14 protein-coding genes are annotated in these 14,408 nt (G+C 47.1%); all 14 read left to right on the top strand.

What is annotated here, in order from left to right; all coding sequences use genetic code 11:
- The first annotated feature begins 22 nt into the window (after positions 1-22).
- On the top strand, positions 23-583 hold the full coding sequence (gene cysC, locus E6C55_RS09905; protein ID WP_230986632.1) for an adenylyl-sulfate kinase: 561 nt from the start codon (positions 23-25) through the stop codon (positions 581-583).
- A gap of 41 nt (positions 584-624) precedes the next feature.
- Complete coding sequence (gene aepX / locus E6C55_RS09900; RefSeq protein WP_136369626.1) at positions 625-2,232, top strand: phosphoenolpyruvate mutase; 1,608 nt, start codon at positions 625-627, stop codon at positions 2,230-2,232.
- A complete protein-coding gene (gene aepY / locus E6C55_RS09895) occupies positions 2,222-3,358 on the top strand; it encodes a phosphonopyruvate decarboxylase (protein ID WP_211093555.1) in 1,137 nt (378 codons plus the stop codon). The genes aepX and aepY overlap by 11 nt, the downstream gene beginning before the upstream one ends.
- A gap of 19 nt (positions 3,359-3,377) precedes the next feature.
- Positions 3,378-4,103: a phosphocholine cytidylyltransferase family protein gene (locus E6C55_RS09890; protein ID WP_168735558.1), complete on the top strand. Its 726-nt coding sequence runs from the start codon at positions 3,378-3,380 to the stop codon at positions 4,101-4,103.
- Positions 4,087-5,190 (top strand): phosphonoacetaldehyde reductase, encoded by a 1,104-nt coding sequence (locus tag E6C55_RS09885; RefSeq protein ID WP_136369624.1) that lies wholly within the window; start codon positions 4,087-4,089, stop codon positions 5,188-5,190. Before E6C55_RS09890 ends, E6C55_RS09885 begins: the two co-directional genes overlap by 17 nt.
- A gap of 18 nt (positions 5,191-5,208) precedes the next feature.
- A complete protein-coding gene (locus tag E6C55_RS09880) occupies positions 5,209-6,162 on the top strand; it encodes an ATP-grasp domain-containing protein (RefSeq protein ID WP_136369623.1) in 954 nt (317 codons plus the stop codon).
- The gene (locus tag E6C55_RS09875) at positions 6,159-7,226 is read left to right on the top strand and encodes an HAD family hydrolase (protein WP_136369622.1); all 1,068 of its coding nucleotides are present in this window, start codon (positions 6,159-6,161) and stop codon (positions 7,224-7,226) included. The genes E6C55_RS09880 and E6C55_RS09875 overlap by 4 nt, the downstream gene beginning before the upstream one ends.
- A 3-nt stretch (positions 7,227-7,229) precedes the next feature.
- Positions 7,230-8,168: a class I SAM-dependent methyltransferase gene (locus tag E6C55_RS09870; RefSeq protein ID WP_136369621.1), complete on the top strand. Its 939-nt coding sequence runs from the start codon at positions 7,230-7,232 to the stop codon at positions 8,166-8,168.
- A gap of 19 nt (positions 8,169-8,187) precedes the next feature.
- Positions 8,188-9,240, top strand: a complete 1,053-nt coding sequence (gene pseI, locus E6C55_RS09865) for a pseudaminic acid synthase (RefSeq protein ID WP_136369620.1) — start codon at positions 8,188-8,190, stop codon at positions 9,238-9,240.
- A 72-nt stretch (positions 9,241-9,312) separates the two neighbouring features.
- Positions 9,313-10,341, top strand: coding sequence for an acyltransferase (locus tag E6C55_RS09860; protein WP_136369619.1), 1,029 nt, complete (start codon positions 9,313-9,315; stop codon positions 10,339-10,341).
- Positions 10,342-10,370: 29 nt separating this feature from the next.
- Positions 10,371-11,096 (top strand): cytidylyltransferase domain-containing protein, encoded by a 726-nt coding sequence (locus E6C55_RS09855; protein ID WP_136369618.1) that lies wholly within the window; start codon positions 10,371-10,373, stop codon positions 11,094-11,096.
- Positions 11,097-11,099: 3 nt separating this feature from the next.
- Positions 11,100-12,188, top strand: coding sequence for a UDP-2,4-diacetamido-2,4,6-trideoxy-beta-L-altropyranose hydrolase (gene pseG / locus E6C55_RS09850; RefSeq protein WP_136369617.1), 1,089 nt, complete (start codon positions 11,100-11,102; stop codon positions 12,186-12,188).
- Positions 12,189-12,208: 20 nt separating this feature from the next.
- Entirely contained in the window at positions 12,209-13,156 is a 948-nt protein-coding gene (locus E6C55_RS09845; protein ID WP_136369616.1) for a dTDP-glucose 4,6-dehydratase, read from the top strand.
- A 10-nt stretch (positions 13,157-13,166) separates the two neighbouring features.
- A complete protein-coding gene (pseC, locus tag E6C55_RS09840; RefSeq protein ID WP_136369615.1) occupies positions 13,167-14,345 on the top strand; it encodes a UDP-4-amino-4,6-dideoxy-N-acetyl-beta-L-altrosamine transaminase in 1,179 nt (392 codons plus the stop codon).
- The last annotated feature ends 63 nt before the right edge of the window (positions 14,346-14,408 follow it).

The raw sequence follows: 14,408 nt of genomic DNA, 5'->3' as shown, positions 1-14,408 counted from the left end.
TAGGAAGTTTTGTGTGGCAATTATGACGAGAACTTTTTATAGTGGGGGAATATTCTTGCAAGAAGCATTCACATTGTTATTGACAGGCCTCAGTGGGGCTGGAAAGACCACAATAGCCGAAGGAATTGCGAGACGCTTGAGAAGCCATCAGATCCAGTTTGAACTGCTTGATGGAGATGTCATAAGACATGAAATTGGTCAGATGTTTGGATATTCAAGAGAAGAGAGAATAAAAGTAAGTCATATATTGAAGTTGTTGGCCAAAACACTTAATAGAAATGGAATATCCGTCATCATAGCTGCATTAACACCGTATCAGGAAATGAGGGACAATTATCGTCGAGAGTTAAACAACTATATAGAAGCGTTCATTGATTGCCCCTTAGAAGTATGTATTGCACGGGATGTCAAGGGATTATACAAGAATTATTATGAGGGCAGGGTGAATAATGTAGTTGGCATTGACGACGTATTTGAAATCCCGCAAACTCCCGATCTCGTGTTGAGAACATCGGAACGATTATTGGATGACTGTATTGATCAAGTGATGGATGTCATCTATCAAAATAAGTTGAGAAAATAATAAAAATATCGAAATAGGATATTAACAGAGGTGTGGATGTTATGAAAAAAACAACGAAACTGATGAATATGCTCCGCTCCAATGAACTGGAGTTTATCATGGAAGCTCATAATGGCTTGTCCGCGAAAATAGTAGAAGAAGCGGGGTTTAAAGGGATATGGGGAAGTGGGTTGTCCATCTCTGCGGCATTAGGTGTGAGAGATAACAATGAGGCATCGTGGACCCAGGTTCTTGAGGTGCTGGAATTTATGAGTGACGCGACAACCATCCCGATTTTGCTGGATGGAGACACCGGATATGGGAACTTTAACAACATGCGCAGATTGGTTCGGAAATTGGAACAAAGAAACATTGGGGGAGTTTGTATTGAAGATAAACTATTTCCGAAGACAAACTCATTTATCAATGGGGAAGCCCAACCGCTGGCAGATATCGATGAATTCTGCGGGAAGATTAAGGCAGCTAAGGATGAGCAACAGGATGATGATTTTGTCGTGGTCGCTAGAATTGAAGCTTTCATAGCGGGCTGGGGATTAGAAGAGGCCCTTAAACGAGCGGAAGCTTATCGGAATGCAGGTGCGGATGCTATTCTGGTACACAGTAAAAAATCTAACCCGTCCGATATTGAAGCATTTGTGCAAGAGTGGGGAAATAGACATCCTTTGGTGATTGTTCCGACTAAATATTATTCTACACCTACCGAGCGATTTAGAGAACTGGACATAAGCATGATAATATGGGCCAATCATAACGTCCGTTCGGTCATCACGGCAATGGAGCATACCACTCGAACTATATTTAAGGATCAGAGCCTAAGAAACATTGAAGGTACCATTAGTTCGGTGGCGGATATCTTCCGATTACAGGGAGCAGAAGAATTGAAGATCGCAGAGAAGAAGTATCTACCTACAAGTGGGAAAAATGTGAATTCAATCATTCTCGCGGCTTCTAAAGGGGAGGGTCTTGAAGGTCTGACTAATCAAGTACCTAAAGCTCTGCTAAAGGTTAACGGGAGGTCCTTGCTCCAAACGCAAATTGACAATTTAAATCAAATTGGAATTAAAGATGTTTCGGTTGTGAGGGGATTTGCGAAAGATTCGATTCAATTCACTAACATTACTGCAATAGATAACGATAAATATGAGACCACTAAAGAATTATATTCCTTATTGGTTGCCATTGAGGCCGTGAAAGAAAACACGGTTATTAGTTATGGCGATATTATTTATAAATCTTATATTCTAAATGAACTATTAAATGATTCTAACGAGATTACGATTGTTGTGGATGCAGATAGCGACAATAAAGATGGTCAATATCGTGATTATGTAAAGACAAATAAGAAGTATTCAAACAATGTTTTCTCCGATCGGGTGGAGTTGGTCGAGATGGGAACACATATTATCCCTTCCGAAGTAATGGGCGAGTTCATTGGTTTATGGAAGGTAAGCGAGAATGGGGCAGTTGTTCTAAGGGATGCTCTTACGAATTTGGCTCAGAGAGAGAATATTGAACAACTTAGAATGAGCGATTTGTTTAATGATTTAAAAGCCCGAACCAACGTATCCGTTCTTTATATTAGAGGTTCATGGCTTGATGTTGATAATGTGGTTGATTTGCAGAAGGCGGGGGATTTGTATGTCAATTAATACGTATACGTTTGGGGAAGGGTTAAGAAATAAAGGATTTGATTTTTACAGTGGAGTACCATGTTCTTTCCTGAAGGATTTGATTAATTATGCCGTAAATGAATGTGATTATGTTATGGCAGCCAATGAAGGCGATGCGGTGGCCACATGTGCAGGAGCATTTATTGGTGGGAGGAAGTCTGTGTTTCTATGTCAGAATTCGGGTCTGACTAATGCAGTGTCACCACTCACCTCTCTTAACTATACCTTTAAAATACCTGTTCTCGGTTTTGTGAGTTTGCGTGGGGAAGAGGGACTGAACGATGAACCGCAACATGAACTGTTAGGTAAGATAACGACAGATATGATTGAAATGATGCAAATTGAATGGGCATATCTGTCTTCGAATGAAGAAGAAGCACTAGAACAGCTACAGCATGCAAACCGGATTATTGACCAAAATCGTTCCTTTTTTTTCGTGGTTCGCAAAAATACGTTTAATTCCGTCGTGTTAAAGGAAAGACAAGATTCAGTACCGAGAACTAGATCTATAACTGGGCATGAGAATGCACCTACTGCGTTTTATCCGCAAAGAATGGACATTCTGTCAACGCTACAGAATACTTGCAACGAAGATACAGTATTGCTGGCGACCACAGGAGTAACCGGCCGTGAACTTTATGAACTGGAAGACAGCCCTAATCAATTCTATATGGTTGGTTCAATGGGGTGCATAGGAGCCTTAAGCTTGGGATTGGCAATAGCGCGTCCGGATAAGAAGATAATATGTATAGACGGAGATGGCTCGTTATTAATGAGAATGGGCTCTTTAGCGACAACGGCTTATTATCGACCAGTCAACTTGTTACATGTATTATTGGATAATGGGGTGCACGAATCCACAGGGGGGCAATTTACAGTATCTTCAATTGTTGACTTCGCCCAATTGGCCAGATCTTCAGGCTATTCTGATGTAACGAACATTGGAAGCATAGAGGAATTGGAAAAGAAGATTGAAGCGTGGACTTCCGAGCCGATGTTGAGTTTTGTTTACATTAGCACAGCACTTGGAACGAAGGGGAACTTAGGAAGACCGAAGATTAAACCATTCCAGGTCAAGGAACGATTAATGAAACATCTACAATAACGATAGAGGAATGATAGCAATGATAAGGAAAGCCGTGATTGTTGCTGCTGGTCTATCCAGTCGTTTATATCCCCTTACATTGGAGCAGCCTAAAGGTCTGCTCTCTTTAAATGGCGAAGCACTTCTTGAGCGATCAATAGACATACTGAAAAGAAATGGAATAACGAAGATAGCGGTAGTTGTGGGGTATAAAAAGGAACAAATAATTAAGTCCTTGGGAGCAGACATTGACTATATATTTAATCCTTTCTATAGAGAGTGTAACAATATGGGGTCTTTATGGTTTGCATCTGCTTTTATTGATAATGATCCTTTTTTATATTTACATGGCGATATTGTTTACGATGAGAGCATTATAAAAAACGTACTTAATTCTTATCGAGAAACACAGTATGATATCGATCTTGTAACAGATTACGGTCCTGTTGATGAAGAAGCTATGAAAGTGAAAGTCAACAGCGACAATTGTTTAATTGAATCCAATAAACAAATTGTTCAGTCGGAATCAGCAGGAGAATGGACTGGGATTGCTTATATAAGAAATGTTAATGCTCTCTTTAATGTTATCGAGGGCATCATGTATACAGAAGGCATAAGTTACTATGATACTCATGCATTTACCAAAATGGTCTTAAATGGTTATTCTGTACATTGTACTCCCACTAAAGGTCAACCATGGATCGAAATTGATTTTTTAAGCGATTACGAAAAAGCGAAGGAAATGTTTTATGACGAAAACCTTTAATTACAGCAATCCTGTTGAAATTGTTTTTGGAAACGGAAGAATCGGTGAACTGAATCGCTATACAAAAGATAAAAAGGTGTTGTTAATAACCTCTCATGGTTTTAGAGAGCGGGGGATTATTGATAAGCTTGGCGAGACTAACCAGTTTGAATACATTCTGGATAATGTACGTCCCAATCCTACACTGTCACAACTGAACTATCAGTACGAGACAATAAAAAATGTTGATTTTGATCTAATTGTTGCCCTTGGCGGAGGGAGTGTTATGGATACCGCAAAAGTATTATCCCTTCAAACGAAGGGGTGGGAATACACGGAGGATCTAATTAAATATGCTTCGGGGAAGGTTGCAGACGACAAAATCACTCCTATAATAGGCGTGCCAACAACTGCTGGTTCCGGGAGCGAATTGACCCCGTGGGCCACTGTCTGGGATGATGCAAACAGAAAAAAGTATTCCCTTCACTTAAAAAACTTATGGTTCAAAACTTGTATTTGCGATCCTGAGATGACCTATTCCATTCCAATGAATATTACTATTCAATCAGGATTGGATGCATTATCGCATGCGCTAGAGTCGATCTGGAACATCAATGCGAATCCTATAACCAGACAATATGCAGTTTCAGCGGCTAAGCGAATAATTGTCACGCTCCCCAAACTTATCCGATACAACAATGATTCATTTTATCGGCAGGAAATGATGTTTGCCTCTATGCAAGCGGCGCTTGCTTTTTCTAATACTCAAACTTCAATTGCACATGCAATGTCCTATTACATGACTCTAGAGCGGGGGATTCCGCACGGGATCGCAAGCAGCTTTACTTTGCCAGCCATAGCAGATGCTGTTAAGGGACGAAGTGAAGAAGTGGATAACGATCTATTGGATATATTCGGAGAAGCGCCGTCGAATGTATTAAGAGGCATGTTAAATGAAATTGGAGTTTCTCATCGTTATGGGGATTATGGAATCGATGAGGAGGACTGGAACAAGATCGAAGAAAGTTTAAGCTTAACAAACAGGACTCAAAATAGCATCGTGAAGTTTCGCCAAGTATTAGATTGCCTGAAATCAAGTTCAAACTAAAAATTAGGATGGGATGCCATGGCCCCAAGTGTTCTTTTTACAACAATAGGTAGAAGAGTCCAGCTTGCAAGACACTTTATTGACAATGGATGGATAGTATACGGCACTGATTCTAATCCAGAGGATTGTGCCGGGCAGGGAGTCATTAACTCTCTTTTCAAGGTTCCGCGGTGTGATGAGCCCAATTATTATGACAGCTTGATTACTATTTGCCGAACGAATGTTGTTAACTATGTCATTCCGCTATTCGAGCCTGAGATGCTCGAACTTGCTAAACGAAAAGAGGAATTTGCTCAATATGGAGCAAATTTAGTTTTGTCAGACGAGGAATCATTGAATATTTGTCTCGACAAATATAAACTGGCTCAATTTTTCATAAAGGCCGGGATTCCTACTCCGGAGACATTTAAAAAACTAGAGCAAATCGATGCAAAGACAAAGTGGGTCATTAAGCCGCGTACTGGAATGGGAGGCAAGGATGTCCACATTGTCGATTCCAACGAGGTTCATTATTTTTCGAACAAGGTATCCAATCCTATTTATCAGAGGTATATTCCAGGCCAAGAATACAGCATTGATGTCTTTATTACGAAAGAAGGTCGGGTTCTCTCTGTGGTGCCTCGACTACGCCTTGAAGTTCGTTCAGGGGAGGTTAGCAAGTCGGTAACGGTTAAGGATGAAGCAATTACAAGACTTACAATTAAGTTGCTTAATAAGTTGAGGATTAACGGTCCTGCGACTATTCAGGGGATAAAAGATAATGTAACGGGACAATTCTACTTTATTGAGATTAACCCAAGATTTGGTGGGGGGGTACCTCTTACGATGGAAGCGGGAATCCCCTATGCGGATTTTCTAGGAGGAGACTATGAGCAACAATTGGAAGTTCTGCATCCGTATCAGGTCGGATTAAAAATGCTTAGATACGATGACGCTATCTTCGTAAGCGACAAAGGAATGGGCAACATATGAAGAATGTATTGGTAATTCCCTGCAGCGGGAGAGGAGGCATTGAGTTAAATAGAGCTCTCGGGCGTATTGTGCACTTTCGGCTGTGGGGCGCGGATGAATTAGGAATGCGATCTCAAGGGGATCTCATTTATAAAAATTATCTCGGAGAATTTAATTTATATAACGAAGAAGATATTGAGAAAATAAAGCAGGCAATTGACCGTTACGAGATCGATATGATTTATCCTGCTAGCATGGAAGCAATGAGTTGCTTTGCCCATCATCAATGTTCAATTCCGGCTATTGTTGTAAGCTCGCCAGAAGATGTAATTAAACTTTGCCGTTCTCCAATTCAAATATTCGACATAGTTAAAAATATATTGGAGGAGAATCCCGATGTCGAGATTCTTTCGGCTTCTTGTTTGAGCGATAGACATGGCTGTTTAAAATTTGCACGCGACGATAATTTCTCTTCACCAGAATTAGTGACTGAATTGGCAACTATCATTAACTCAAAGATTGCCCTTAGAGGTGTTTGGTCTTTTTCTATTAAAATGGGGGAAGTGCATATCACTCTAGGCATCTCCCCACAAATGGCTGTTTGCCGTAGCAAGGGGGTTAATCTAGCCGCTCTTAGCTTATTCGATCATATGGGGCATGACATTGAAGTCAGGGAGACGGATATCGATATAAGCTCCTATTCGGTTCAACAACTGAGATGCCAGGTACATTACGACTACGATGATGTTTATTTCGATTTGGACGAGACGATTATCATTAGGGACCAAGTGAACGAGATGATGATGTCCTTTCTCTTCCAGTGCCGCAATCGGGGGAAGAGGGTACACCTCATTACAAAGCATCGTCACGATTTGCACACCACCTTGGAGAAATTCAAATTATCTTCGTTGTTCGACTCCATCATTTGGCTCAAACATTCCGATGAGAAATTCCGATATATGAAGAAGGAGAGGGCTATCTTCATCGACGATGCTTACTCCGAGAGGAGAAGCGTTGCTGAGAATATTGGTATTCCAACTTTCGAAGTGAGCGCGGTAGAGTGCCTGATAGATTGGAGATTATAAGCGATGAGCGAAGTCCGAGTCAGCCATGAATATGAACGCTTCTGGGAAGAGGAAGGGACCCGGATTATCGACTGCAAGAGTTGCGGGTTTATTCATGTCGATCCGATTCCGACCAAGGAGGACTTGCTGGACTTTTACAGCAAGAAGTATTTTACGGAGGTTAAGCCATTCCGTTATGAGGCGGTTGACGAGCAGTTCGTGGCTGAGAAGTTAGGCCGCATTCCGAAGAACGGTACTTACAGAGGAATTTATAACCGTGTCTCCAAGCTGCTGCCGCAAGGGAATGCCGAACCGCTAAGCATGCTGGATATCGGCTGCGGCAATGATTTGCTTAGTCGTTTTTTCGCCAACCATAACTGGCAAGCTAACGTGATAGAGCCGAATCAAGATGCGGCAGCCTATCTTCGAAAGTTCGGTATTACAGTTTATGAAAGATTTGCCGATGAGCTTAAGGGAATTGGCTTAAGAGATATCTCATTCGTAAACATTCAGTTTGTTCTCGAGCATATTGCCAATCCAATCGATCTTCTCACGCAAGTCTATGAGGCAATGGCTCCCGGAGGAATTATCCGAGTTTGCGTTCCCAATGACTTCAGCGCTGGCCAAATGGCCTATCAGGAATATTATCAGGAGAAGCTCCGCTGGGTAGTTCGCCCAGATCATATCAATTATTTTTCTTTCTCTTCGTTGAGCGGTTTACTTCGCAGATGTGGGTTCGAAGAAAAGTATCGGACCACTAATTTTCCTCTGGAGTTCTTGCTCCTTGGAGGGCAGAATTATTATGCGGATGAGGATGCGAAGAAACTTGTTAACCCATTCGTAAAGCAGTTCCAACAGGCGTTCGCGAAGACCGGGCGCTGGAACAAATTGACCAAGCTGTATGAGTCACTTGCTGAAATCGAAATGGGCCGTTCCGTCTTCATGTTCGCGGTAAAGCGTTAATCCTGAGAGGAGAACAATCATGTCTCAAAAATTTCAAATCTCCGGTCGATGGATCGGCCCCGCTCACAAGCCCTTCATAATCGCCGAGATGTCCGGCAATCACAATCAATCCCTTGAACGAGCGCTGGCGATTGTCGATGTGGCGGCGGATGCGGGCGTGGATGCGCTGAAGCTGCAGACGTATACCGCGGATACGATGACGCTCGATATTGACGAGGGAGACTTCTTCATCGATGACCCTTCGAACCTGTGGAAGGGAGCTTCCTTATACAAGCTCTATCAGTTGGCATATACGCCTTGGGAGTGGCATGAGGCGATCTTCAAGCGGTGCCGGGAGAGAGGGATCATTCCGTTCAGCACGCCGTTTGATGAGACGGCGGTGGACTTCCTGGAGTCGTTGGATGCGCCGGCGTACAAGATAGCTTCGTTCGAGAACACAGACCTTCCTTTGATTCGCAAGGCTGCGCGCACAGGGAAGCCCCTCATCATCTCCACGGGGATGGCGTCCATTGCCGAGTTGGATGAGACTGTACGAGCGGCACGCGAAGCCGGTTGCGAGAATCTGGTGTTGCTCAAGTGTACGAGTACGTACCCGGCATCTCCAGCCAATTCGAATCTGCACACAATGCCTCATCTTAGCCAGCTTTTCGACTGCCAAGTAGGCATCTCGGATCACACGATGGGGATCGGCGTGAGTATAGCCAGTGTCGCTCTCGGAGGCACCGTCATCGAGAAGCACTTCACTCTCTCTCGTGCGGAAGGCGGAGTGGACTCCGTATTCTCGATGGAGCCTCAGGAGATGAAGCTGCTGGTGGAGGAGTCGGAGAAGGCTTGGCAGAGCTTGGGGAAGGTGCAGTATGGACCTACCAACGATGAGAAGCCATCCATGAAGCATCGCCGATCCCTTTATGTTGTGAAGGATGTCAATAAAGGGGAGGCATTTACGCCAGATAATGTTCGCGCTATTCGTCCCGGATCGGGTCTGGCTCCCAAGTACTATGAACTTGTGTTAGGGCGGGAGGCTTCATGTGATATAAAGGCGGGAACGGCCCTCGATTGGTACATGCTCTAGAATGTATGTGTGATCGCACTTATCTGCTCGCAATGATGTTGCGATTGCCAAATCATCGGGAGGATATTAAATGTGAATAGAAACCAAATGATAAATAAAATTTTAAGTATGAAGAATGAGAATAAACTAAGTGATAAGCGGATTGTCATTTGGGGTGTTGGAACACATGGTAAACAACTGTCGTTAATAATAGAGGAACTCGGGTTTCGTGTCTCCTATTTTCTAGATTCAGATAATGAAAAGGCGGGACAGGCATACGAAGGAATTCCTATTTTTTTGCCGGACACTTTATTAAACAATAGTAGTGATTATTTTATTTTTGTAGCAACGACGAAGTTTGACTCGAGGATTGAGAAGAAGTTGCAGCAATTCGGATATGACAGTGACGAGAACTATTATTATTTCTGTAAATTCCCTATAATCTCACTCTCCTCTGCTGAAGATTACTCGGATGAATTAAACAACTCCATTTCAGGGAAATTTCAAGGAGCAGATAGCAAGGTTATTTTTAAAGGCAAAAACAATCGATTAGAAATAGCGAATGGGGTGAAATTAGAGAAATGCACGATTCGATTTGAAGCAAATAATGGATACTTATCAATTGGGCCGAGGTCTCTATACCGAGGGTTAATTAATATTGGGAACGGGTGTGAAGTCAGAATCGGATGTGATCTTTTTGTAACAGCCGATTGTTTGATTATGACCGCAGAAGAAACAAAGGTAACAATCGGGGACGATTGCATGTTCGCCACAGGCGTTCAAATTCGAACTCACGATAGCCATCCTATCTTCAGTGTTCATGATGGGCAGCGAATAAATCCAGCCAGGTCCATAGAAATTGGCCATCATGTGTGGTTAGCCTACTCGGTTACCTTATTGTCCGGATGCTCAATTGGCGAGGGAAGCGTTATTGGGCACAGCAGTTTGGTAAAGGGGAATATTCCCAATAATTGTATAGCAGTTGGAACGCCAGCGAAAATGATCAAGAAGGATATTGCATGGGATAAAGCACACGTTGGAAAGACATTCCCCTATTCATTTCTCCATTCCGAGTATATAGGGAACCGTACGTATTGGAAGGAAACCAGTTTGTTTGATTAGTGAAATAACACAAGATCAGGTGAACCCCCATGACCACCCTAATCATCATACAAGCCCGAATGGGCTCCTCGCGTCTGCCCGGCAAGGTGCTGATGCCCTTGGGCGACTCGACGGTAATGGATTACGTCGTCTCACGTTGCCGCCAAGTTCAGGCTACGCTGGATGTCGTTGTGGCGACGTCGCGTCTGCCTCAGGACGATCCAATTGAACATTGGTGTGCGGAGCAGGGAGTGTCCTGTTACCGGGGCTCCGAGGATGACGTGCTGAGTCGGTACGTGGAGGCCGCGAAGCCGTATAAGCCCGACTATGTCATGCGGGTAACCGGAGATTGCCCCTTCGTCGATTATCATCTTGCGGACAAATTCCTGTCGGCGATGGCTAATCAGCCGTCCGACGCCATCGTGTGGTCGGGGGATATCCCCAGAGGGCTGGTTGTCGAGCTCGTCTCCTACGATGCCCTGCTTCGAATGGATGCGGAGGGGCAGGAACCGAGGCACCGCGAGCATGTGACCTATTATGCGAAGGAGTTCCCGGAGGGCTATCCGACGACAGAGGTGCCTGTTCCCAAGGCGCTTCAATATCCTGAGCTAAGAATCACGTTGGATACCGAGGAAGACTATGCGTTATGCCAAGCCGTGGCGGAAGCCTTCTCCGGGGACAAGCTCGTTCCTTCGCAGGCGGTCGTGGACTACTTGAATCGCCATCCCGAGGTTGCCAAGCTGAATTCTCATATCGAACAGAAGCCGGTGGTCTAGCATATGGGCGTACCAAGAGTGGTGTTCCGGGCGGACGCCTCGAGCGAGATCGGCAGCGGCCATACGATGCGGTGCTTGATTGTTGCGGACCGGCTCTCGAAGGAGGGGGCGGAATGCTTCTTCCTCTGCAAGCCTCTGGCAGGCCATATGGGCGGCTACTTGGCTTCCCGAGGATATCGAGTTCTCTGGCTGGCAGGGGACGAACCCACAACCGAAGCAAGTTGGGAAAAGGATGCGGAGGACTGTCGAACGGTGCTGGAAGAGGAAGGAGTCGCGCCGGATTGGCTTGTAATCGATCATTACGGCCTCGATTATCGCTGGGAAGAAGCCGTTCTTGAAGGTTGCGGACGCCCGCGCTTGCTCGTTATCGACGACCTGGCCAACCGTTGCCACGAAGCCGATCTTCTTCTTGACCAGAATGTGTTGCCCAACCTGGAGAGCCGTTACGACGGTCTGGTTCCGGAGAGGTGCGTTAAGCTGCTCGGCCCCCGTTATCTGCTTCTCAGGCCGGACTTCTACGAGCCCCGGCATCGGCGCGAACGGGACGGGAAGCTGGGGCGGCTGCTTGTCTTCTTCGGGGGCTCCGATCCGACGGAAGAGACGAGCAAGGCGTTATCCGCGATCGAGTGCATGGGTGATGACCGACTGTTCCACGTCGAGGTGATCGTCGGCGCATCGAATCCACGGCTGGCTTCTCTTCGCAATCGATGCGAGGCGCTCCATAACCTGAAGCTGCACGTTCAAGTCGAGAACATGGCGGAGCGGATCGCGGAGGCGGACTTCGCTCTCGGGGCGGGCGGAGTGGCGATGTGGGAACGCTGCTTCCTTGGTCTGCCTTCCGCCGTTGCCATCGCGGCGGACAATCAACGGGATAGCGTGGAGGAGGCGGCACGGCTCGGAGCGGTATGGAACGCCGGGCATCACGGGAACATCGATGCGGCGACGTATACCGGCCTGCTAAGAAGAGCTCAAGCTTCCCCAGGCGATTTGATTCGAATGGCGGAGCAGGCGCAACGAGTAACACGCAGCCAGGATGCCGCTCACCGTTCCGACCCGATTCTGGAAGCCATGCGGAACATTCAGAGCGAATAATGAAGGAGAGACCTACCTACATGAACATCTTACTTACCGGAGGAGCAGGTTTTATCGGCCGCTGGGTGGCGAAGAAGCTGCTGAACGACGGACACGCCGTCTGGATTCTCGATGACTTGTCCAATGGGCGAGAGGCGAACCTCGAAGAGCTCCAAAGCCACCCCGGCCTCCGTTCCTTTATCCATGGATCGATCCTGGACGAGCCGCTGCTCGATACTCTTTTCACCCAACATTCGTTTAACATCTGCTACCACCTCGGAGCTTCGATCAACGTGCAGGACTCCATCGACGATCCCCGAACGACGTTCAACAACGACACGGTCGGTACCTTCTATATCATGGAACAGTGCCGCAAGCATAACGCGAAGGTCGTGTTTATGAGCACCTGCATGGTGTACGATCGTTGCACGGAGGAGGGCGGCATCGCGGAACACCACCCGATCAAGCCGGCCTCGCCATATGCAGGGAGCAAGATCGCCGCAGAGAATATCGTTCTCTCCTATTATTATGCGTACGGTCTGCCTGCCGTGGTCATCCGCCCCTTCAACACGTACGGTCCTTATCAGAAGACAGGGGGCGAGGGCGGCGTTGTTGCGATTTTCCTCAAGAATAAGGTCAATGGGCAAGGGGTCAAAATCTACGGAGACGGAACCCAGACCCGGGACTTGCTGTATGTCGAAGATTGCGCGAATTTTGTCGTTCAAGCCGGATACTCGGATGCCGTGAACGGTCATATCGTCAATGCCGGACTCGGTCGCGACATCTCCATCAACGAGTTGGCGGGACTTATTATGGAAGACCAATCCCGAATCGAGCATGTCGAGCATATTCACCCTCAGAGCGAGATTGCGAAGCTGCTGTGCGATTCCTCGAAGGCGAACAGATTGCTTGGCTGGGCGCCGCAAGTGACGCTGGAGGAAGGCATTCGGAGAACCGAGGATTGGATTCGGACGACTAACTTGATTTGAGGTGCGGTGCATGACGACTTCGAAGCGGGAGACGCTGCTCCCTTACGGCAAGCAGTCCATTGACGAAGATGACATCCAGGCGGTCGTGAGCGTTCTGCGGAGCGACTATATAACCCAAGGGCCGGCCATCGAGCGATTCGAGCGGAAAATAGCGGATTATGTCGGAGCGAAATACGCGGTCGCATTCTGCAATGGCACGGCTGCGCTGCATGGCGCTTGCTACGCGGCGGGCATCGGGCCTGGCGATGAGGTCATCACGACTCCGGTGACGTTCCTGGCGAGCAGCAACTGTGTTCTCTACCAGGGCGGGACTCCGGTGTTCGCGGACATCGATCCGGATACGTACAACATGGACCCGGATGCGGCCGAGAAGGCGATCACTTCGCGGACGAAGGCGATCATCCCTGTCGATCTGACAGGGCAGCCCGCCGAGATGGAGCGATTCTCCATGCTGGCGCGCGATCGCGGTCTCGTCTTGATCGAAGATGCGGCGCACTCTCTGGGAGCTTCTTATGCCGGGAGAAAAGTCGGGGCTTGGGCGGACATGACCATGTTCAGCTTCCACCCCGTGAAGCACGTGACGACAGGAGAAGGCGGCGTTATCGCGACGGACAGCGAGGAATATCGCGACCGGCTGCAGGCGTTCCGGAGTCACGGGACGACCCGCGATCCGGAGAAGCTGACTCGTTGCGATGGTCCGTGGTATTACGAGATGCAGGAGCTCGGCTACAATTACCGGATGACCGATCTGCAGGCGGCGCTCGGCGCTTCCCAGATGGGCAAGCTGGATCGCTTCGTCGAGCGCAGGCGGGAGATTGCCCAAGCCTATACGGCTGCGTTCCGGGATATTCCGGGATTGATCGTCCCGAAGCAGCATGCCGCAGCGGAGTCCAGTTGGCACCTGTACGTCCTTCGCTGGGACGGGGAGGTCCTGGAGGGCGGACGCGACCGGGCGTTCGCAGAGCTGCGGGACCGCAACCTCGGCGTGCAGGTTCATTATATCCCGATCTATCGTCAGCCGTATTACAGCGAGCGAGGCTACTCGGAGCAAGCGTATCCGGAGTCCGAACGATACTACCGTACCGCGTTGTCTCTGCCTATTTTCCCAGCCATGTCGAATGATGATGTCGAATACGTTGTCCGATCCGTCAGGGAGACTGCAGTCCTATTAGGAACACTCGACAAATAATCGAAGCTCAATGACACCGCTTACAATTCCCCATTGACACCAAACTTTCCCTAATGGTATATT

Origin of the sequence: Cohnella fermenti (assembly GCF_004801405.1) — a bacterium.
In the GTDB taxonomy this organism is placed as follows: Bacteria; Bacillota; Bacilli; order Paenibacillales; family Paenibacillaceae; genus Cohnella; species Cohnella fermenti.
Note: the sequence above shows the minus strand (reverse complement) of the source record. Positions and strands in the feature narration are given on the sequence as shown.

What these genes read in the sequence shown, in the direction of transcription:
- cysC (WP_230986632.1), top strand. Translation starts at nt 23, where the DNA reads ATGACGAGAACTTTTTATAGTGGGGGAATATTCTTGCAAGAAGCATTC.
- aepX (WP_136369626.1), top strand. Translation starts at nt 625, where the DNA reads ATGAAAAAAACAACGAAACTGATGAATATGCTCCGCTCCAATGAACTG.
- aepY (WP_211093555.1), top strand. Translation starts at nt 2,222, where the DNA reads ATGTCAATTAATACGTATACGTTTGGGGAAGGGTTAAGAAATAAAGGA.
- E6C55_RS09890 (WP_168735558.1), top strand. Translation starts at nt 3,378, where the DNA reads ATGATAAGGAAAGCCGTGATTGTTGCTGCTGGTCTATCCAGTCGTTTA.
- E6C55_RS09885 (WP_136369624.1), top strand. Translation starts at nt 4,087, where the DNA reads ATGACGAAAACCTTTAATTACAGCAATCCTGTTGAAATTGTTTTTGGA.
- E6C55_RS09880 (WP_136369623.1), top strand. Translation starts at nt 5,209, where the DNA reads ATGGCCCCAAGTGTTCTTTTTACAACAATAGGTAGAAGAGTCCAGCTT.
- E6C55_RS09875 (WP_136369622.1), top strand. Translation starts at nt 6,159, where the DNA reads ATGAAGAATGTATTGGTAATTCCCTGCAGCGGGAGAGGAGGCATTGAG.
- E6C55_RS09870 (WP_136369621.1), top strand. Translation starts at nt 7,230, where the DNA reads ATGAGCGAAGTCCGAGTCAGCCATGAATATGAACGCTTCTGGGAAGAG.
- pseI (WP_136369620.1), top strand. Translation starts at nt 8,188, where the DNA reads ATGTCTCAAAAATTTCAAATCTCCGGTCGATGGATCGGCCCCGCTCAC.
- E6C55_RS09855 (WP_136369618.1), top strand. Translation starts at nt 10,371, where the DNA reads ATGACCACCCTAATCATCATACAAGCCCGAATGGGCTCCTCGCGTCTG.
- pseG (WP_136369617.1), top strand. Translation starts at nt 11,100, where the DNA reads ATGGGCGTACCAAGAGTGGTGTTCCGGGCGGACGCCTCGAGCGAGATC.
- E6C55_RS09845 (WP_136369616.1), top strand. Translation starts at nt 12,209, where the DNA reads ATGAACATCTTACTTACCGGAGGAGCAGGTTTTATCGGCCGCTGGGTG.
- pseC (WP_136369615.1), top strand. Translation starts at nt 13,167, where the DNA reads ATGACGACTTCGAAGCGGGAGACGCTGCTCCCTTACGGCAAGCAGTCC.